Consider the following 17,704-nt stretch of genomic DNA (forward strand, 5'->3'; position numbering starts at 1 on the left):
AGCTGGAGTAATACGTGTGCGTATCTGGGCAGTAGCCAATCAAAAGGGTGGAGTGGGCAAAACCACCTCTGTTGTTTCACTGAGTGGGTTATTGGCTCAGCGTGGCAAACGGGTGCTTGTGGTTGATCTTGACCCTCATGGTTCGCTGACCTCCTGGTTTGGCTACGACCCGGACACCATTGCCCACAGTGTCTTTGATCTGTTCCAGCACCAAGGTGCGGTACCGGATGGTTTGCCGGCGCAGTTGATCGCCGACACCAGCCACCCCAATGTGTTCTTATTGCCGGCAAGTACGGCTTTGGCGACCCTTGAGCGCCGAATGGTGGGCGTTGGCGGCATGGGGTTGATCATATCGCGGGCGTTGGCGCAGTTGTGGGACGATTTCGATTACGTTTTGCTAGACAACACGCCGTCGCTAGGGGTGTTGATGGTGAACGCATTAGCGGCAGCGCAACATTTGGTGATTCCGGTTCAAACGGAATTTTTGGCCATCAAGGGGCTTGAGCGCATGCTGCACACCTTGCAGATGGTGATGCGTTCGCAAAAAAACGAGTTGCCGTACACCATCGTGCCGACCATGTATGACCGCAGAACCCAGGCCTCGGTGAAAAGCCTCAACCTCATGCGCAAAACCTACCCGAACAATCTCTGGCGCTTTGCGGTGCCCGTGGATACCAAGTTTCGTGATTCCAGCGAGAAAGGCGTGTTTCCATCGGTCCTCGATGCCAACACCCATGGCGTGAGAGCTTATAGCCATTTACTTGACGACCTTCTGGCTCAAACGTCTGCGGCGAAAGGGTCGGGCCATGGCTGACAAAAAAATGACACAGTTGACGGTTTCAGACGCGGCCATCGCCAGTTATCTGGATGAGTTGTTGCATACTGCGACCGAATCCGCAGAACAAGAAGCGCTTTCGGACCCGGCGCCCAAGGCGGTGGAGCCCGAGCCCACTCCTGTAGAACTTCCCGCCGCCGAGCCTCTGCAGCGTGTGGCTGAACAGGTACCGGCAGATGAGCCTGCAACGACTCCCGGCCTGCCAGAGCCGGAGTCGGAGCCGGTTGCGAACGAGCTGCCCACACGGCCCGACTGGTCAGAGCAGCCGTTTGAGTGTCTGATCTTTACCGTGGCCGGGCTCCAGCTGGCCGTGCCCTTGGTACTCTTGGGTGCTATACATAAAATTGAAGAGGAGATTCGTTCGCTGCCCGGTAGCCCTGACTGGTATATGGGCATCCGCCCGGGTACCGACTATAACCTTCGAGTGGTAGACACGGCCCAATGGATCATGGCAGGCCGAGTGCCGGAAGACGCCAGAGAAAACTACCGGTTTATTATTCGTCTGGACAACAGTCCCTGGGGATTGGCCTGTGACAGCGTGGGGCAGTCGTTCACGCTGGATCCCGAGCAGGTGCGGTGGCGCACAGCCAGAAGCCAAAGGCCCTGGTTGGCTGGCACGGTGATTGATCATATGTGTGCTTTGATTGATGTGAGGACTATGTCTGAGCTACTCATGCGCGCAGAACGGGAACAACGGTTGGATTTGAGTTGATTCCCGGTTACTGAATGAAACCGTGCAATGCTGGCACGGATTATGCCCATAACTATAGTATTGGGCGCTGATGATGATTTTTTGACGATCAGGTTGCCCGCCGGGCAGCCGAGCAGGAGAACGAGTTATGGCAGCCCCGAGCGGACAGCACAATCAGGCCCAGGAAGATCAGGTACTCCAGTACGTGACCTTTCACTTGGATGATGAGACATACGGCATCAACGTGATGCAAATCCAGGAAGTGCTCCGGTACACAGAGATTGCACCGGTGCCAGGCGCTCCGGATTATGTGTTGGGCATTATCAACCTGCGGGGCAACGTTGTGACGGTGATAGATACCCGTCGCCGGTTCGGGTTGATGGACGCCGATGTCACCGAAGCAACACGCATTGTGGTGATGGAATCTGAAAATCAGGTGATGGGTGTGCTGGTGGATTCCGTGGCCGAGGTGATTTACCTCAAGGCCAGCGAGATTGAAACCGCGCCCAATGTGGGGAACGAGGAAAGTGCCAAGTTCATCCAGGGTGTGTGTAACAAGAACGGCGAGCTGATCATTCTTGTCGAGTTTGAAAAGATGCTGACAGACCACGAGTGGGCTGAAATCGCAGCGCTGTAAACGGCTAAGCCAACAGTGCTTTTGATGGACGTCTACCGAGGTAATCAATAACGGAGACGTCCACTATGAGCTTTAACATTCCTTCCTGGCTTCCTTGGTGTTTGACCGCTGTAGCGATTGTTCTGGTTCTTGTGCAGGGCATTCTTCATGGCCGCAAGATTCAGGTACTTCAAGCATCCCTCAAGAGCCGGTGCGATACGCTTGGTCGAGAGTTGCACGCAACCACCAGTGGTAGCATGGGCGTGGGCCAGCGTTTAGTGGCCTGTGAGCGCCAGTTGTTCGAATTGCGCAACGTCATGGACGAAATGCGCCAGAACGACCCGCTCAGAATCTCCTACGACGAAGCCGCTCGTTTGGTTGACCTTGGGGCAGATATCGACGATTTGATGAACACGTGTGGTATCTCTCGCCCGGAAGCGGAGCTTGTGTCAGCGCTCAAGAAGCGGCAGGCGGCTTAAGTTTTCGAATCGTCATCCGGCGCATCGCTGGCGGGGTGAGCATCGTCTGGCGTTTTACCCCGAATGTGAAAGGCAAACGCCAAAATCTCGGCTATCACCCGGTAGAGCTCTTCGGGGATTTCTTCGTTGAGAGACAGGCGCGCTAATATTCCGGCCAGCTCGGCATTCTCATAAAGAGGAACATCGTTTTCCTGAGCGATGCGGATAATCTCTTCGGCCAACTCCCATGTGCCTGTGGCTGAAATGATCGGGGCGCGCTTACCATCGTATTTCAGAGCAACTGCAGCGGGAGCGGAGTGGTCGTCTTGTGCTTGCGTGCGTTTGTCCTGAGTCATGCCTTGGTATCTACCAGTCGATGTTCCAGTCGGGTTTCAGCGTGTTGCGGGCTACCTCTTCGACATTCCAAATCCGCTACTTCCAAGCCAAGATCGGCCAAACTTTGACGCAGCAGCGGAAGTTCCTCGTTTACCTGACGAAGGGTGGACTGCTTCGTGGCCCATATGTGCGCACTGACACTGGGGTGACGATACGCTACCTCGAAATGCAGCGGGCCCGCGTGGTCCAGATCCATTGCCAGGTTCAGGCGCCACTCGCTGACGGCCGCTCGTTCCGGATGGTTTTTGGTGTTCTTCTCTTGCTTGTATTGCTCCATCCGGAGTTGCGCCGTTCGAGGTTCTTGTTGCGGGGTTAGCCAAGGGATTTCCAGAAGTAGGGTGCTGGCAGGCGCGCCGGGTTCGGCGCCGGCTCTTGCGGTCAGGGTTTGGCTGTGCAGCTGGTTCACGGTAATGCGGTTGAGCATTCCGGCCAGCATACGCAATGTTTGAGCGACGCTTGCAGGTTCGCTGTTTCCTAGTGAGGTGTTGGCTGTGGCCAGCTTTGGGAACTGCAAAGGTGCGTGCATCAAATCCGGGCTGGCCAAAGGCGTCAGGCGGTTAAAGGCGTCCGGCGTTTGTCCTTGCTTGGCGAGCAGCGCGGTGATAATTCTCGCCAGAACCAGTTTGAAATCGGTGGGTGCGGTCTGTTGGGTGCCGGTTTGCAACAGGCGAGATTCCGCGAAGCCGCCACTTTCAGCCAACCATTGCTTGACTTGATCGGCACCGCCCTCGGCCTTGCCAGCGCCGGGTTGCAGAGTGTTAGCGTTTGCCATACTGGCGAGAAGCCCTTCCAGAGCTTGCCGCGCTGCGGCGGGAAGTGGCTGTGTGGCGCTATTTGAAGGCAATTGACCCGGTTGAAGCGTGGCTTTCAACCCCGAGTTCATGCTGCTCAGCAGTTGAGCCAATCCGCTTTGCAGATTTTGTTGCCACGGCAGGCGCTGTGCCAAAGCCTGGGCAATGCCGGCTTCCTGGCTGGTTGCTAATTTGCCAATTAGCCGGAGTTCATTGCCGGCTCGCATGACTTTGATCAAGTCGCCCGTCTTCAAATCCGGCGACTCGTCACCGGTGGCGACCGCAAGAGAGCGTCCCTTTACTTCTAAAATAAGCTCGTTGCCGCCACCTTTACGCTGTAATACTTCCGCCACTTTGGCGAGCGTTGACTCCCTGTTGCCCAGCTTCAGCTGTGCCAGTTGTTGTTGGGCTGACTGGGTTCGGTCGATACCGACCGAGGGCAGGCCAGTATTGGTCTGGCCGCCGCCGGAGAGTTTGTTTGTCGGAGGGGCAGGCGTTTGCCCGCCGTTCAGTTTCATTGGCATTGTTTTGATATCGGGCAAGAGTAATCTGTGATCGCTTTCGTTATAATGCGCCTCATTGGCCAAGAACGCCCGGTTTTTAAATGGGGTGCGGTTTGGTCTTTATTCATACATCTGATGCCACACGCGCATCTTTCGCTTTAAAACGGAACCCAGATGCCCGAGCCGTTACTACAGGCCGTTGGTCTTGAGTGTGAGCGCGACGAGCGCCTTCTGTTCCAGAACCTGTCATTTTCCATACTGCCCGGTACGGTCACTCGTGTCGAGGGTCCCAATGGCTCCGGAAAAACAACTCTGCTCAGAATATTGGCTGGTCTGAACGATGCCTGGACGGGAGAGCTCAACTGGTGTGGCCAGCCGCGGGATCGTCATCGCGAATCGTATCTGCGCAATATGCTGTACCTGGGGCATCGGCCCGGTATCAAACCGTTATTAACACCGCTGGAAAATCTGCGGGCATTGATGGCTGGTCGTCGGCCACTGGACGATGATGCACTGCTGCAGGCTTTGGCCGGTACCGGACTGTCGGGCTTTGAACAGGTACCCTGCCGTAATCTGTCGGCGGGACAGCAGCGCCGGGTGGCCTTGGCGCGCTTGCTGATCGCCGATGAGCCTTTGTGGCTTCTTGATGAGGTGTTTACCGCTATTGATGCGGCCGGGGTAGAGGCCATAGAGTCGCTGCTGCTTCAACGCGCCCGTGAGGGTGGGGCAGTGGTGGTTACCACTCACCACAACCTGGATTTGCCGGGCATGGGCCGTATTACCTTGGGGGGCGCTACAGAGCGATGAACGCTAACGCATCAATCAAAGTGCAATCGGCCCAGCGTTCTGTGGGTGTTACGCAGGCCATGGTCGCGGTATTTTTACGTGATGTTCGAGTTGCCTTTCGTCAAAAGCAGGATCTGCTAAACCCGCTTTTGTTTTTTACTATGGTGGTAACTCTATTCCCCCTTGGGGTAAGCCCGGAAGTGGCATTCCTGAAACAGTCCGGAGCCGGTATCCTTTGGGTAGCGGCTTTGTTGTCGGTGCTGTTGTCACTGGACCATCTGTTTCGACACGATTTTGATGATGGCACCCTGGAACAATTAATGTTGCAGCCTCAACCCTTGTTTTTGCTGGTATTAGCGAAAACTCTGGCCCACTGGATGCTGACGGGGCTGCCTTTGGTGCTGTTAACCCCGGTTTTAGGATTAATGTTGCATCTCGACGGGAACTCCGTGGCAACTTTGTGTCTAACGCTGCTGATTGGCACTCCGGTGTTGAGTTTGATCGGCTCGATAGGTGCGGCATTAACGCTTGGCCTGCGCTCGGCCGGAGTGCTCTTGTCACTGCTGATTATTCCGCTGTACATTCCCGTGCTTATTTTTGGTACCGGAACAGTGGCCGCAGCTGTTGAGGGGGCGCAAGTGTCCGGTTATCTGGCGTTGATGGGCGCGTTTTTGGTGTTGGCACTGACGCTGGCACCGTTTGCCTCGGCTGCAGCGTTACGAATCAGCCTGTCCAATAGCTGAGTGTGTCAGCCGGGCAGAAACGAACAGTGAACAGTAAGACGGTGACTAACTGATGTGGCAATTCTTTCACAAGCTGGGCTCTCCGAAGTGGTTCTTTGGAATAGCAAACCGCTTTATGCCGTGGCTTCTGGCGGGAGGCCTGATCCTTCTGGTTGCGGGGTTAGTCTGGGGCTTGGCGTTTGCCCCGAAAGATTATCTGCAGGGCAATAGCTACCGCATTATCTTCATTCATGTGCCATCGGCGTTTCTGGCGCAATCCATTTACATCATGATGGCCTCGGCGGCCGTGGTGACGTTGGTTTGGCGCATGAAGTTGGCGGATGTTTTTGTGAAGTCGGTGGCACCGGTTGGTTTGATGTTTACTTTCCTGGCACTTTTTACCGGGGCCGTTTGGGGTAAGCCGACATGGGGCACCTGGTGGGTATGGGACGCACGGCTGACGTCCATGTTGATCCTGTTGTTTCTTTACGGCGGCGTGATTGCCCTTGATCGTTCGATCAACGATGAAAAATCGGCGGCCCGCGCGGTCGCGGTGCTGGTACTGGTGGGCGTGGTGAACATTCCCATCATTAAGTACTCGGTGAACTGGTGGAACACACTGCACCAGCCAGCCACCTTTAAATTAACCGAAAAGCCCGCCATGGCGATGGAGATGTGGGTACCGCTATTACTGTCGGTACTGGGCCTCTATCTGCTGTTTGGTTGGTTGGCATGCCTGAGAATGAAAACCGAAATTCTGGTTCGGGAGCGTCGTACCCGATGGGTGAAAGACCTCGTTCTGGCGGGAAGGAAGTAAACAATGGCATTTGATTCGTTCTCAGCATTTCTCACCATGGAAGGCCATGGTCCTTACGTTTGGACCTGTTATGCCGTGTTCGTGATTCTGCTTGCGGGCACGGTTTTTTGGTCGGCGAAACGCCATCAAGCTACGTATCGCATGTGTAAGCGCAGCTATGAACAGCAGAACCCGAAAGGGCAAACCGCGCCGAAAGCCGCGGCGACCTTCACACGTGTTGAAATCTCTCAGGATTGACCATTAGGTAACCCATGCATCCGATTCGGAAGAAAAGACTGACCATATTGATTTTTCTTGTTGCTGGTTTGGCCGTTGCGGTTGGTCTGACCACCTACGCGTTGCGCCAGAACATCAATCTGTTCTATGACCCCACCGAAATTGCCGCCGGTAATGCGCCGGTCGATGTGCGGATTCGGGCTGGAGGCATGGTTGAAGAGGGTAGTGTAAAACGCGACCCCGAAAGCCTTTCGGTACGTTTCCGGGTAACAAACTTCACGGATTCAGTACCGGTTGAGTATGTCGGCATCCTGCCGGATCTTTTTGCCGAAGGCCAGGGTGTGGTCGCCATGGGGCGCCTGAACAACGACGGTCTTTTTGTGGCGGATCAGGTGTTGGCGAAACACGATGAGAATTACATGCCACCGGAAGTGGCCGATGCGCTGGAAAAGTCATCGAAAGGACAACACAAGCCGCCATACGCCGACAAAACGGCCGAATCCCAGGCTTACTAAGCCCCCATTTATTGTTGATGTTGGAGAGTCCTGATGTATCCGGAGCTCGGGCAAGTTTCACTGATACTCGCGCTGTTGCTGGCGTTACTTCTTTCTGTTGTGCCATTGGCAGGGGCCTTAACCGGGCGTGATAGCCTGCAGGCCTTCGCCCGACCCTTGGCGTCGGGCATGTTTGTGTTTACAGGGCTGGCCTTTGCCATACTGACTCATGCGTTCATGGTTGATGATTTTTCCGTCGCCTATGTGGCTAACAACAGCAATAGCATGTTGCCCTGGTTTTATAAGTTCAGTGCCGTTTGGGGCGGCCATGAAGGCTCGCTGTTGCTGTGGATTCTGATGCTGACGGGCTGGACCCTCGCAGTGGCGGTATTCAGCCGTAAGCTGCCTTCCACCATGGTGTCACAGGTTCTGTCTGTGATGGGCATGGTGTGTGTGGGTTTCTTCCTGTTCATTATGCTGACGTCTAACCCGTTTGATCGTCTGTTACCGAACATTCCCGCTGATGGCCAGGATCTCAACCCGCTCTTGCAGGACTTTGGTCTGATCGTTCACCCACCGATGCTTTACATGGGTTACGTTGGCTTCTCTGTTGCGTTTGCGTTCGCCTTGGCAGCCTTGATTAATGGCCGTCTGGATGCCGCCTGGGCCCGTTGGTCCCGGCCTTGGACAACCGTGGCCTGGTCGTTCCTGACTATCGGTATTGCCTTGGGAAGTTGGTGGGCCTATTACGAACTTGGCTGGGGCGGCTGGTGGTTCTGGGATCCGGTCGAAAACGCATCCCTGCTGCCATGGCTGTCGGGCACCGCGCTGATGCACTCGTTGGCGGTGACAGAAAAACGGGGCGTATTTAAAAGCTGGACCGTGTTGTTGGCCATCGTAACCTTCGCGTTGAGTCTTCTGGGCACCTTCCTGGTTCGTTCCGGCGTATTGACCTCCGTTCACGCCTTTGCGTCTGACCCGGAGCGGGGTACCTTCCTGCTTATGCTCCTTGGCATAACCGTGATCGGTAGTTTGGCACTGTACGCATTTCGCGCGCCGGTGGTGCACGTGCGTTCACGCTACGGCTCGTTGTCACGAGAAATTTTCTTGCTGCTGAACAACGTACTGCTGGTGACGGCAACACTACTCGTTGCTATCGGCACGCTGTATCCACTGGTTCTCGACTATTTGGATATGGGCAAACTGTCCATAGGCGAACCCTTCTTCAACACCACTTTTAGTCCGCTGGCGGTCGCGACCGGCTTGCTTCTGGGAGCGGGTGTTTTCTCCCGCTGGAAGAAAACCGACGGTGGCTGGCTGGGACGTAAGCTTCTTTGGCCGTTGGCTGTGAGCTTAACGGCCAGTGTGGCGGTGATTCTGATCTACGGTGGTTTCAAGCCTTGGGCTTTCGCCGGTGTGTTCACGGCGGTTTGGGTTGCAGTGGCGACGCTCTGGGATTTGTGGGACAAGTCTGCGTCTCGCCAAGGGCGGTTGCACGGGCTTAAGCGTCAGTCCCGAAGCTATTGGGGCATGGTGCTGGGTCATCTGGGCGTCGCGATGGTGATGGCTGGGGCAACTGTGGTATCGAACTATGGCATCGAGCGCGATGTCCGCATGGTACCCGGTGATTCAGCCATGGTCGGCGATTACGAAATCGTGTTCACGGACATTGGTAACCGTCGCGGGGCTAACTTTACCGCGCAATACGGCAGCTTCGATGTGCTCCTGGATGGCAAAAAGATCACCGAATTGCATCCGGAGAAGCGCAATTATCCGGTAGGAATGAGCGTAATGACCGAGGCCGACATTGACGGTGGCCTGTTCCGGGACATTTTCGTCGCTATCGGTGAGCGAATTTCCGACGACGCCTGGGCGATTCGTCTGCAGTACAAACCGCTGATTCGCTGGCTTTGGTTAGGAGCTTTGGTGATGGCGATTGGCGGCTTCCTGGCGATTGCCGATAAACGCTACCGTATTCGGGAAAAGAATCAGGTAAAAGTCGCTGACCGGGCAGCCAAAACCGGTAGTGCTCAGGCTGCAGGAGCAACGTCATGAAGCGGTTGTTGTTGTTTTTACCGCTGGTTATTGCGGTCGGTGTCGGTATTTTTCTGGCAGCGGGGATCGGCAAAGATCCTACCAAGCTGGAGTCGGCACGCATTGGCAAGCCGGTACCGGCTTTCAGCCTGGAAAATCTGAACGATCCGACCCAATTGCTGGATGAGTCTGTATTAAAGGGCGAAGTTGCTCTTCTGAATGTGTGGGCGGAGTGGTGCCCTTCCTGCTGGGACGAGCACGAATACCTGATGTGGCTGTCGAAGGAAAAAGGCGTTCGCATTGTCGGGCTCAACTACAAAGATCAGCGCGAAACGGCTTTCAGCTTTCTCGGACGTTTGGGCAATCCCTACGATGAAATTATCTTCGACCCCAAAGGTTCATTGGGTTTTGATCTCGGCGTATACGGCGCGCCAGAAACCTTTGTCATTGATGCCAATGGCATTGTTCAGTACCGCCACGTGGGCGTGGTGAACAAGCAAGTGTGGGAAGAAGTCCTACAGCCGGTTATTCAGAAGGCTAAGGGGAATAGCTAATGCGTAATATTCACGGTGCGTTAGTGCTATTGATCCTGTGTGCCTTCGGTGCACAGGCCGAAGTGAGTGAGGTGTACGACTTTGACACCCGGGCAGAAGAGCAGCGCTACCAGAATCTGATTGCGGAATTACGTTGCCCTAAATGCCAGAACCAGAACATCGCTGATTCCAACGCACCAATCTCGAAAGATATGCGAGATCAGGTCTATCGATTGATGAAAAATGGCGCCACTAACGATGAAATCGTGGGCGATTTGGTGGGGCGTTTCGGTGAGTTTGTGCAATACAAACCGCCTGTGGACAAACGAACCATCCTGTTGTGGGCCTTCCCGGCCATCGCGGTGGTTGTAGGCGTGGCTATCGTTGCTGGCGTTGCCATCCGATCCCGCAAACGCGAAAAGGAAGAGTCGGCACTGAGCCCAGAAGAACTGGCCCGCGTAAAAAAGATGCTGGCAGACAAGGATCAGCAAGCCTGAAGCTGATCCACGCAACACATTTCTAACTGTGATGATGATTTCACCATGACTCAAGAGACCTTTTGGATTGCCTCAGCGGTATTGATTCTGTTCGCTATGGCATTCGTGTTGTATCCGGTGCTTTTTCATCGGCCCAAATCAAGAATTGAATCAGATCTTAGAAATCAAAACCTGTTGGCCTACAAATCGCGCCTCAGGGAACTGGAAGTCGAACACGAAGCAGGCATTCTGGATCAGCAAAGCTACGAGCAGTTGAAAGACGAATTGGCTGGTTCGATGCTGGATGATGTTCCAGAAAATGCCCAGCCCGAGAAACGCATACCGGGGCGCCGAAGCGCCATGGCGGTGGCGTTGTTGGCGTTATTGCTGCTGCCAGCAGGGGCTTTTTTTGCCTATCAGGAATGGGGCTCTATGGGCCAGGTGGAGCAGTATCTCACCATGCAGGAGATGAATGCTTCCGGAGCGGATCAGGTGGCTCGTATGTCGGAACTCGCCGACCAGTTACGGGAACGTCTGGAAGAGAATCCCGAGAATATCGACGGTTGGGCCATGCTCGCCCAGACCTATATGCGGGTAGAGCGTTATGACGAGGCTGCGACGGCGTATCAGCGCCTGGCCGGGCTGGTTGCGGACGACCCAGCCTCAAGCGCGGTGGCTTATGGCTTGTCGGCGCAGGCGTTATTTTTCAAAACGGAAGGGCAACTTACGCCGGCGGTTCAGCAGGCCATTGACAATGCCTTGGCGCTGGACGCAACCGAAGTGAATTCGTTGGGCTTGCTCGGCATTCATGCTTTTAGTCAGCAGAATTATCGCCAAGCGATCGAGTACTGGGAAACTATTACAGAAGCGGCACCCAATCATCCGCAAATCGCATCGATTCGTGGTGGTATCGCAGAAGCTTATGGCCGGTTGGGTGAAACGCCGCCTTCTCAGGCCGCCGAGGAAGCCTCGGCGACATCGGCGGGTGTGGATCTTCGGGTGTCTATCGACGAAGCGTTCAAAGAGCAGGTACCTGCCGACACCACTCTGTTTATTTTCGCCCGCCCGGCAGGGGCGACGGGCGGTGCGCCGGTTGCAGTGACCCGTTTAACAGCGGGAGCCTTGCCGGTTAATGTGCGTCTGGACGACAACTATGCGATGTCGCCGGAAGCGACTATCTCGGCTGTTGATGAAGTCGTCGTGGTGGCGCGCCTGACCCGTAGCGGCTCGATCAGCGCCCAACCCGGTGATTGGCAAGGGCAGGTTACGGCGGAGGTTGTTGCGCCAGATGCCGCTGGTCAGCCGGTGGAGTTGATTATCAACCAGCAGCTGACCAACTGATCATCCGTGAACCCGGTCGGCTAGCTAGACAGCCCGGCCGGGTAAAGCGGAGCCAGTCCGTTTTGATTTTCCTTCCGAACGTCTCCTTGCCTTAGCTCGATTACCGCTTTCGCCAAGTTATTCCTCACGGTTTTATCGGCCTTCGCTGTGTCTTGCGTTCTCTGCGCATAGAGGCTGGCCTGAAACTCGCGCAGTGCGTCGCCAAGGTTTTGGCTGTTGCTATAGCGCACGACCTCGGAGCTGTCGTTAAAGTTGGTGTCGGGGAATCGTTCCCGAGCCCAGCGAACTAACAACACCGGTGTTTCAGGTGCACCGTTTTGAATTGCGGTAATGAGCTGGTTAAAGCGGTCTTTCTCGTTGCCGTTTGTGACGGCGGTATCGTTCGCCCGTGAGCCGGCTGTATTTTTGCGAAAGAACCACCAGAGGGCGACGGTGATTAGCCACAGGGCGCCCAATAATAGGGTAGTCCAGAACCACGGCGAGCTGCTATCAGCACCAGAATCCGGGTTGGTTTCGGATACCTGGCCGGTTGTGGGCTCCGGCTGTGAAGGTTCGCTGATTACCGGCTCGGCCGCAATGCTTCCGCCTTCAATTTGGTAACTGCGAGCGGGCAAAACGGCTTCTTCCAATTGATCAGTTTGGGTATTCCACCAAGGCACTCTCACTTCCGGGATGGTGATCTCGCCTGAATGTACCGGAACTAGCGCCGCCTCGAGCTGCAGAGTGGATTCAAGCCCGTCTGGAGTCGGTTCTGTGCTTCTTCGGGGTTGTTCCGGATAGTGCCGGAGGGCACCGGGATAGTCTACCGTGAGTGGTGGAAGTGCCTCGGAGGGCAGGCCGGCGGCCTGCATGACAAGGTTTCGGGTCAGGTTGCTGCCGGCTGTTAGTGTTTCGGTATCCGGTAGGCCGTTCTCGGCCAAAGCGAGATTGTCAGCTGGCAGCCAAGGCTTGTCCGCAGGGTAGCTCGCGGGTACTGGCTTTACTTGCACCGGGTAGAGCTGCTGGCTGTCTCTCAGGAAACGAAGCGCGCCGTTGGCCTCTCTCACTTGGCCTTCAAAGCGGATAGGGGGTAGTTCCAGTTCTTCGGGTGTCTGCGGGAATATGGCGTAACGCCGCTCCACCACACGGTACCGTTTCCCGCCGCGCTGAGTGGTGAATTCCCGCTGTTTGCCCAAGCTTTCAATAATTGCATCGGGGTGTTGCGGGTCAGAAAGTTCGCCCCGTATCAGGTTGCCGGAGAAATACAGTTGTACGGTCAAGACCAGCTGTTCCTGTACGTAGACTTCGGCCTTGTCTGCGGACAACTCGACAAAACTGTCACGGTTTGCAGCGGGTTGGTCCGGAGGCGTGCCTGAGATGACTTCAATGGTGACAGGTTTGGAGCTGGCGTCTTTGAATTTAAGCGCCGGGATGGTCAGGGTCCCGGTGCGTGTCGGCGCAAGTTGGTAGGTCCAGGTGATCTCGCCCACCATGTCGCCATTGACCGTTTGCACGCTGTAACGCTGATTGCGTGCGAGGATTTCGAAATCCGGTTCCACTTGCTCAATGTCGGGTGAAGGTAGCTGCGACAGATCAAAGTTGAACAGGTTGCTGAGATTGAGCTCGATGTTCATCGAGCCTTTTACTGTCAAGGTCAGAACTTCGCCCTCGTAAAGCTGATCCCGATCGGGCTCGGCCGTCAGTTCGTTGGCCGAGAGCGGGCCGGCAATCAGGAGCAGCAAGTAAAAGAGGGAAGACAGAAGGTTCTTTACCATGGTGTATCGCCCTCGTCGCGTTGGGTCTGGCGTTGTTGATACTGTTGCAGGAATTTACGTTGCAGTAAGCCCCCCGGGTTGTCAGGCACTCGCCGTAGCATCTGTTCTTGCCCTTGGCTCAGGGGCTGTTCATTCACCGGCACAGGCGCTTCGGCGCCGGGTGTCTGCTCGGGATTTTGTTCCGGTGGCTGGGCGTTGGCGTCTTGCTCGGCTTCCGACTGCTCTTGCTGCTCTTGTGGCTGCTGACCGTTCTGATTTTGGCTTTCAGGAGATTGCTGGTTGTCCTGGTCTTGTTGCTCACCGTTCTGGCTTTCGTCGCCATCATTGGACTGTGATTCATCGCCTTCTTGAGAGTCGCCGCTCTCGTTGTCGGAATTGTTCTGCTGCGAATTCTGGTTTTGTTGCTGATTCTCTTCGCCGTTTTGATCCTGGCTCTGTTGTTGCTCAAGAAGCTGCTTGACTAGATCATAGTTGAACCGGGCGTCGGCGTGTTCAGGACGTTCTTCCAGCACTTGCTCGTAGGCTTCCAGTGCTTCTTCCAGCTTGCCTGCCCGGGCCAGGGCATTGCCGCGATTGTAGTGACCGGTTATGTCAGCGGATTTGGAAAAGGCGTCAGTGGCCGCGTCATACTTGCCGGCACGGTACAGAGCCGAGCCCCGCCAATCGGGCAGTTCCAATAGCTCGGCGGCTTTGTTCGGGTTTTGCTCGATCAGCTCCGGGCCACGCTGGTCGTCTCTTTGCCAAAGGCTGCCCCAGTCCAATGCCATCGCGGGCCTTGGAGCCATGGTGATTGGCAGCATGGTGAGCGCGAGAACGGCAAACGCCCCTCGGCGCCAGCCCATCAGCAACAACGGCAGTGCCAGCCATAGCAGCCAATAACCATCGTCCTGCCAGCGATTGATGGTGAGGCCATCCTCGCTATCCAGCCATTCATCGGCCGTTTCGGGTTCGACTTTCAATGCTTGGAGGTCGGTGTTATCCAGTGTCATCTCGTGACTCTCTCCACCCGATTGCTGGGCCAGGTTCGCGAGTGCATCGGGGTTGGCTTTGGTCATCACGATGTTGTTGCCGTCGCGAATGAAACCGTGACGGGGCAGGGGAATGGGGCCGCCTTCTTCTGTGCCGACGGTTAAAGTGCTGAGCGCGTAGGGTGTCGCGCCGAGTTGTTCACTCACGCTGTTTCGATAGTTTTCGGATACATCGTCGGCGATCAGAAGAATCCGGCCACGCCCGGGCGCACCATTGTTCAGCAGATTGATGGCTTCCTTGATGGCAAGGTCAGCGCGGTTGCCCTGTGCCGGCATGATCGTAGGTTCGAGCACGCTGAGCATGGCTTCAATGGTGCGGTGGTCTTCGGTCAGAGGGGTCACCACATGAGCATCACCCGCAAACACCAGCAGCGCCGTGAGGCCGCCTTGACGCTCCTCTAGAATGTCCCGAATTTTACGCTTTGCGAGGGTCAGTCTGTCTGGCTCGGTATCCGTGGCCAGCATAGATAACGATAAATCCAGCGCAATTACCAGACTGTCTTGCGGTTGCTTCAGCGGCGTTGGCGCTTGTCGCCAGCTGGGGCCAGCCAGCGCAATGGCCAGAACGATAAGGGCCAGGCTTAAGGGCCAGAACGGAGACGCGGTGGCACGATCAGAAGCGTTGCCACGCCGGCGAATCAATGGTTTGAGCAGTGCCGGGGAAATGTAACGCGCCCAACCGGCATCGCCTTGTCCCAGGCGGCTTTTGAGTAGGTAGAGCAATGGAATCGCAAACAGTAAACAAAGCCAAAGGGGCCGTAAAAAGTGAAAATCAGCCACTGTAAGCCTCCGTTTCAGGCATAGAGCGAGAGCGGGAATTGGCGACGCGGGAAACGATTAACAGCAGCCAGATCAGGATCGCAAAACCAGCGGGCCAAACGTAGAGCTCGGTCACCGGGCGGAAGAACTGGCCTTCCTGTTCAATAGGCTCCAGTCGGTTGATGCTGTCGTAAATCATTTCGAGCTCCGGCAGGCTGCGGGCGCGGAAGTACCGGCCCCCGGTTTGCTCGGCCATTCGGTTAAGCAGCTCTTCGTCCAGATCGCGGGACGGGTTTACCCGGCGTGTGCCCAGTAAGCCCCGTTGAATCACGGATTCTGCACCAATGCCGATGGTGTAGAGCCTTACGCCCGCGGCTGCGGCGATATCAATGGCTTTGTCCGGGCTGATTTCGCCGGCGGTGTTGGCCCCGTCGGTGAGCATGATGGCAACGCGCTGGTCTTGCGGGCGGTCGCGTAGCCGTTTTACGGCAAGACCCACTGCATCGCCGATGGCCGTAGCGCGACCAGCCATACCCAGGCCTGATTCAAGCAATAGCGTACGAACGGTTTCTCGGTCAAACGTGAGAGGGGCCTGTACGTAGGGTTCGGTGCCGAAAAGAATCAAGCCCAGCCGGTCGCCTTCACGTTGATCGATAAAGTCGTTAAGCACTCGCTTTACCGCTTGAAGGCGATTGATGCTGCGACCGCGCAACACCATGTCTTGTTCTTCCATGCTCGGTGAAATATCGACCACCAGCATCAGATCCCGCCCGGTGATGGGCATTTGCACCTGCTCTCCTACATGTTGAGGTCGGGCGAGAGCGACCACCAGGCAAAGCCAGGCCGCCAGAATGAGCAGCTTTCGCCACCAGGGATTGGTTCTGCCCTGCGTGCTGACTCCCGGCATATTGGCAAGCCAATGGCCGACAGGAATTACCGGTGCATCCACCGGCTCGCTTTTTTGCTTTCGCAAGATCAGCAACAGCGGCAGCACAACAAGTAACAAAGCCCAAGGGTATGCCAGGCTGATCATAGCTGGGCCTCCAGCCAAAGGGAGGCAAATGCCAACGCATTACGAGGAGCAATAGCGGGTTTGGGTTGCCAGGCCGCGGCGACCAGCGCTTCAGCGGTCGGGCGCGATGCAATCCGGTCTTTGGGAAGGGTTTCCAACAGGAAGGCTGCCCATTCATCTCCGGTCATGGATTCCGGGTAACGGTTTTGGTGAGTCTGGCGCGCAACGCGTTTGAGTAGCCGGTTCAAATCACCGTACCATGCTGGGTCGTTGCACATCTGCTGGCTCAGCGTTGCCAGCTCCGCTTTGGCCTGGCGTTTCCATGCGGTGCGCGCACGGTGACGTTGCCAGGCCCACACCAACGCGATTAATGCGATCAGACACAACGCGGCAAGCACCCACCAGCCCGGTGCTGGCGGCCACCAGCCACCGGTTTCTGGCAGATGGATGTCTTTGAGCTGGGCCAGTGGATCTTCGGGATTCATCAGATCTTTCCTCCCGGCCCGAGCTGGAATCTCAGAGCTTCGGCCGGATCGTCCGGCGTCATAATGGTGGATGCGTGCACGCCGGATGTCCGGAAGCAGTCGGCCAACTGCTTTTCGTGGCTGGAAATTTTGGCCTGCCAGGCTTTCTGGAAGCTCGGATTGGCGGCATCAAACCAGACCGGTCCTTCGGGGCCGGCAACCGCAAATTGTCCGCTGCGTGGCAGTTCTTTTTCAAGCGGGTCCATGATTCTCAGGGCGCTCACGCTGTTATGCCTTGCCAGCGCTCCTAACAAGGTGGTGGTTTCGTTGGAAATGTTCATGAAGTCACTGACGATGAAAATACGGCTGCCGGTGTGAGCAACTCGACGAGCTTCGGACAACGCCTTGTTCAACTCAGGGCCTTCAGGAAGCGACGGGGTCGGCGGAACGCCGGGTTGATGTTGCTGCCTGGCCACTGTGTCCAATAGCCGTAACAACGATTTTTTACGCCGGGCAGGCCGTAACACTTCAAGCTCCTGATGATTGAAAACCAGCCCCCCCACTTGATCGCCCGCCATCAGCGCAAGCCAAGCTAGCAGTGCGGTGGTCTGAGCGCATCGGGCTTGTTTGTATGCGCCGGTGCTGGCGAAGAACAGGGTGGGCCCCAAATCCGCAATAAGCAGAACCGGGCGCTCGCGTTCCTCCTCGAACAGTTTGGTGTGGGGCGATTGGCGCCGAGCCGTTACGCGCCAGTCAATACTGCGAATATCGTCTCCGGGCTGGTATTGACGAACTTCCGCGAAGGTCATGCCCCGGCCGCGCTGGCGCGATTGCCTCATGCCAGCCTGACGGCCACGTACCTGCCGTGCCGAGGGCAGTTTCAACGCCCTGGCGTCGGCTTGTAAACGAACCAGATCCTGTAAAGTGGCGTGGGTGACAGCTGTGTTGCCCATGAGTCTTTCTCTTGTCGCCGAAGCG

20 protein-coding genes are annotated in these 17,704 nt (G+C 56.2%); 13 read left to right on the forward strand and 7 right to left on the reverse strand.

Annotated elements, in window-relative coordinates; all coding sequences use genetic code 11:
* Nucleotides 1-16 precede the first annotated feature (16 nt).
* The 4 genes from MWU64_RS12730 to MWU64_RS12745 all read left to right on the forward strand — a co-directional run bounded on the left by MWU64_RS12730 (nucleotide 17) and on the right by MWU64_RS12745 (nucleotide 2,621).
* Nucleotides 17-814, forward strand: coding sequence for a ParA family protein (locus MWU64_RS12730; protein WP_247064768.1), 798 nt, complete (start codon nucleotides 17-19; stop codon nucleotides 812-814).
* Nucleotides 807-1,547, forward strand: a complete 741-nt coding sequence (locus MWU64_RS12735) for a chemotaxis protein CheW (protein WP_247064769.1) — start codon at nucleotides 807-809, stop codon at nucleotides 1,545-1,547. Before MWU64_RS12730 ends, MWU64_RS12735 begins: the two co-directional genes overlap by 8 nt.
* Nucleotides 1,548-1,674: 127 nt before the next feature.
* Nucleotides 1,675-2,163, forward strand: a complete 489-nt coding sequence (locus tag MWU64_RS12740) for a chemotaxis protein CheW (RefSeq protein ID WP_247064770.1) — start codon at nucleotides 1,675-1,677, stop codon at nucleotides 2,161-2,163.
* A gap of 65 nt (nucleotides 2,164-2,228) precedes the next feature.
* Nucleotides 2,229-2,621 (forward strand): DUF2802 domain-containing protein, encoded by a 393-nt coding sequence (locus MWU64_RS12745; protein ID WP_247064771.1) that lies wholly within the window; start codon nucleotides 2,229-2,231, stop codon nucleotides 2,619-2,621.
* Here the strand turns inward: MWU64_RS12745 and MWU64_RS12750 are convergent.
* A complete protein-coding gene (locus tag MWU64_RS12750) occupies nucleotides 2,618-2,956 on the reverse strand; it encodes an EscU/YscU/HrcU family type III secretion system export apparatus switch protein (RefSeq protein ID WP_247064772.1) in 339 nt (112 codons plus the stop codon). The two genes, MWU64_RS12745 and MWU64_RS12750, sit on opposite strands and share 4 nt — an antisense overlap.
* Complete coding sequence (locus MWU64_RS12755; RefSeq protein WP_247064773.1) at nucleotides 2,953-4,311, reverse strand: flagellar hook-length control protein FliK; 1,359 nt, start codon at nucleotides 4,309-4,311, stop codon at nucleotides 2,953-2,955. Before MWU64_RS12755 ends, MWU64_RS12750 begins: the two co-directional genes overlap by 4 nt.
* Before the next feature lie 153 nt (nucleotides 4,312-4,464).
* On the opposite strand from MWU64_RS12755, the gene ccmA reads away from it, so the two are divergent.
* Genes ccmA through ccmI form a run of 9 tightly spaced genes read left to right on the forward strand, consistent with a single transcriptional unit; the run spans nucleotide 4,465 to nucleotide 11,709 of the window.
* Nucleotides 4,465-5,097, forward strand: a complete 633-nt coding sequence (gene ccmA, locus MWU64_RS12760; RefSeq protein ID WP_247064774.1) for a cytochrome c biogenesis heme-transporting ATPase CcmA — start codon at nucleotides 4,465-4,467, stop codon at nucleotides 5,095-5,097.
* Entirely contained in the window at nucleotides 5,094-5,819 is a 726-nt protein-coding gene (ccmB, locus tag MWU64_RS12765; protein WP_247064775.1) for a heme exporter protein CcmB, read from the forward strand. Before ccmA ends, ccmB begins: the two co-directional genes overlap by 4 nt.
* Before the next feature lie 52 nt (nucleotides 5,820-5,871).
* Nucleotides 5,872-6,615: a heme ABC transporter permease CcmC gene (gene ccmC, locus MWU64_RS12770; RefSeq protein ID WP_247064776.1), complete on the forward strand. Its 744-nt coding sequence runs from the start codon at nucleotides 5,872-5,874 to the stop codon at nucleotides 6,613-6,615.
* Between the two features lie 3 nt (nucleotides 6,616-6,618).
* Entirely contained in the window at nucleotides 6,619-6,852 is a 234-nt protein-coding gene (ccmD, locus tag MWU64_RS12775; RefSeq protein ID WP_247064777.1) for a heme exporter protein CcmD, read from the forward strand.
* Between the two features lie 14 nt (nucleotides 6,853-6,866).
* The gene (gene ccmE, locus MWU64_RS12780) at nucleotides 6,867-7,346 is read left to right on the forward strand and encodes a cytochrome c maturation protein CcmE (protein WP_247064778.1); all 480 of its coding nucleotides are present in this window, start codon (nucleotides 6,867-6,869) and stop codon (nucleotides 7,344-7,346) included.
* A gap of 33 nt (nucleotides 7,347-7,379) precedes the next feature.
* Nucleotides 7,380-9,380, forward strand: coding sequence for a heme lyase CcmF/NrfE family subunit (locus MWU64_RS12785; RefSeq protein WP_247064779.1), 2,001 nt, complete (start codon nucleotides 7,380-7,382; stop codon nucleotides 9,378-9,380).
* Nucleotides 9,377-9,913, forward strand: a complete 537-nt coding sequence (locus tag MWU64_RS12790) for a DsbE family thiol:disulfide interchange protein (RefSeq protein ID WP_247064780.1) — start codon at nucleotides 9,377-9,379, stop codon at nucleotides 9,911-9,913. The genes MWU64_RS12785 and MWU64_RS12790 overlap by 4 nt, the downstream gene beginning before the upstream one ends.
* Nucleotides 9,913-10,389, forward strand: a complete 477-nt coding sequence (locus MWU64_RS12795; protein ID WP_247064781.1) for a cytochrome c-type biogenesis protein — start codon at nucleotides 9,913-9,915, stop codon at nucleotides 10,387-10,389. Before MWU64_RS12790 ends, MWU64_RS12795 begins: the two co-directional genes overlap by 1 nt.
* Nucleotides 10,390-10,434: 45 nt before the next feature.
* Nucleotides 10,435-11,709: a c-type cytochrome biogenesis protein CcmI gene (gene ccmI / locus MWU64_RS12800; protein WP_247064782.1), complete on the forward strand. Its 1,275-nt coding sequence runs from the start codon at nucleotides 10,435-10,437 to the stop codon at nucleotides 11,707-11,709.
* Nucleotides 11,710-11,729: 20 nt separating this feature from the next.
* Here ccmI and MWU64_RS12805 read toward each other — a convergent pair whose 3' ends face one another.
* Genes MWU64_RS12805 through MWU64_RS12825 form a run of 5 tightly spaced genes read right to left on the reverse strand, consistent with a single transcriptional unit; the run spans nucleotide 11,730 to nucleotide 17,679 of the window.
* Entirely contained in the window at nucleotides 11,730-13,463 is a 1,734-nt protein-coding gene (locus MWU64_RS12805) for a BatD family protein (protein WP_247064783.1), read from the reverse strand.
* Nucleotides 13,457-15,271 (reverse strand): VWA domain-containing protein, encoded by a 1,815-nt coding sequence (locus MWU64_RS12810; protein WP_247064784.1) that lies wholly within the window; start codon nucleotides 15,269-15,271, stop codon nucleotides 13,457-13,459. Before MWU64_RS12810 ends, MWU64_RS12805 begins: the two co-directional genes overlap by 7 nt.
* Nucleotides 15,264-16,283 carry a VWA domain-containing protein gene (locus MWU64_RS12815; protein WP_247064785.1) on the reverse strand — a complete coding sequence of 340 codons (1,020 nt, stop codon included), beginning with the start codon at nucleotides 16,281-16,283 and terminating at the stop codon, nucleotides 15,264-15,266. The genes MWU64_RS12810 and MWU64_RS12815 overlap by 8 nt, the downstream gene beginning before the upstream one ends.
* On the reverse strand, nucleotides 16,280-16,747 hold the full coding sequence (locus tag MWU64_RS12820) for a DUF4381 domain-containing protein (RefSeq protein WP_247064786.1): 468 nt from the start codon (nucleotides 16,745-16,747) through the stop codon (nucleotides 16,280-16,282). The genes MWU64_RS12815 and MWU64_RS12820 overlap by 4 nt, the downstream gene beginning before the upstream one ends.
* A complete protein-coding gene (locus tag MWU64_RS12825) occupies nucleotides 16,747-17,679 on the reverse strand; it encodes a DUF58 domain-containing protein (RefSeq protein WP_247064787.1) in 933 nt (310 codons plus the stop codon). The genes MWU64_RS12820 and MWU64_RS12825 overlap by 1 nt, the downstream gene beginning before the upstream one ends.
* Nucleotides 17,680-17,704: the final 25 nt, after the last annotated feature.

It is taken from the genome of Marinobacter sp. S0848L (genome assembly GCF_023016065.1).
Taxonomy (GTDB): domain Bacteria; phylum Pseudomonadota; class Gammaproteobacteria; order Pseudomonadales; family Oleiphilaceae; genus Marinobacter.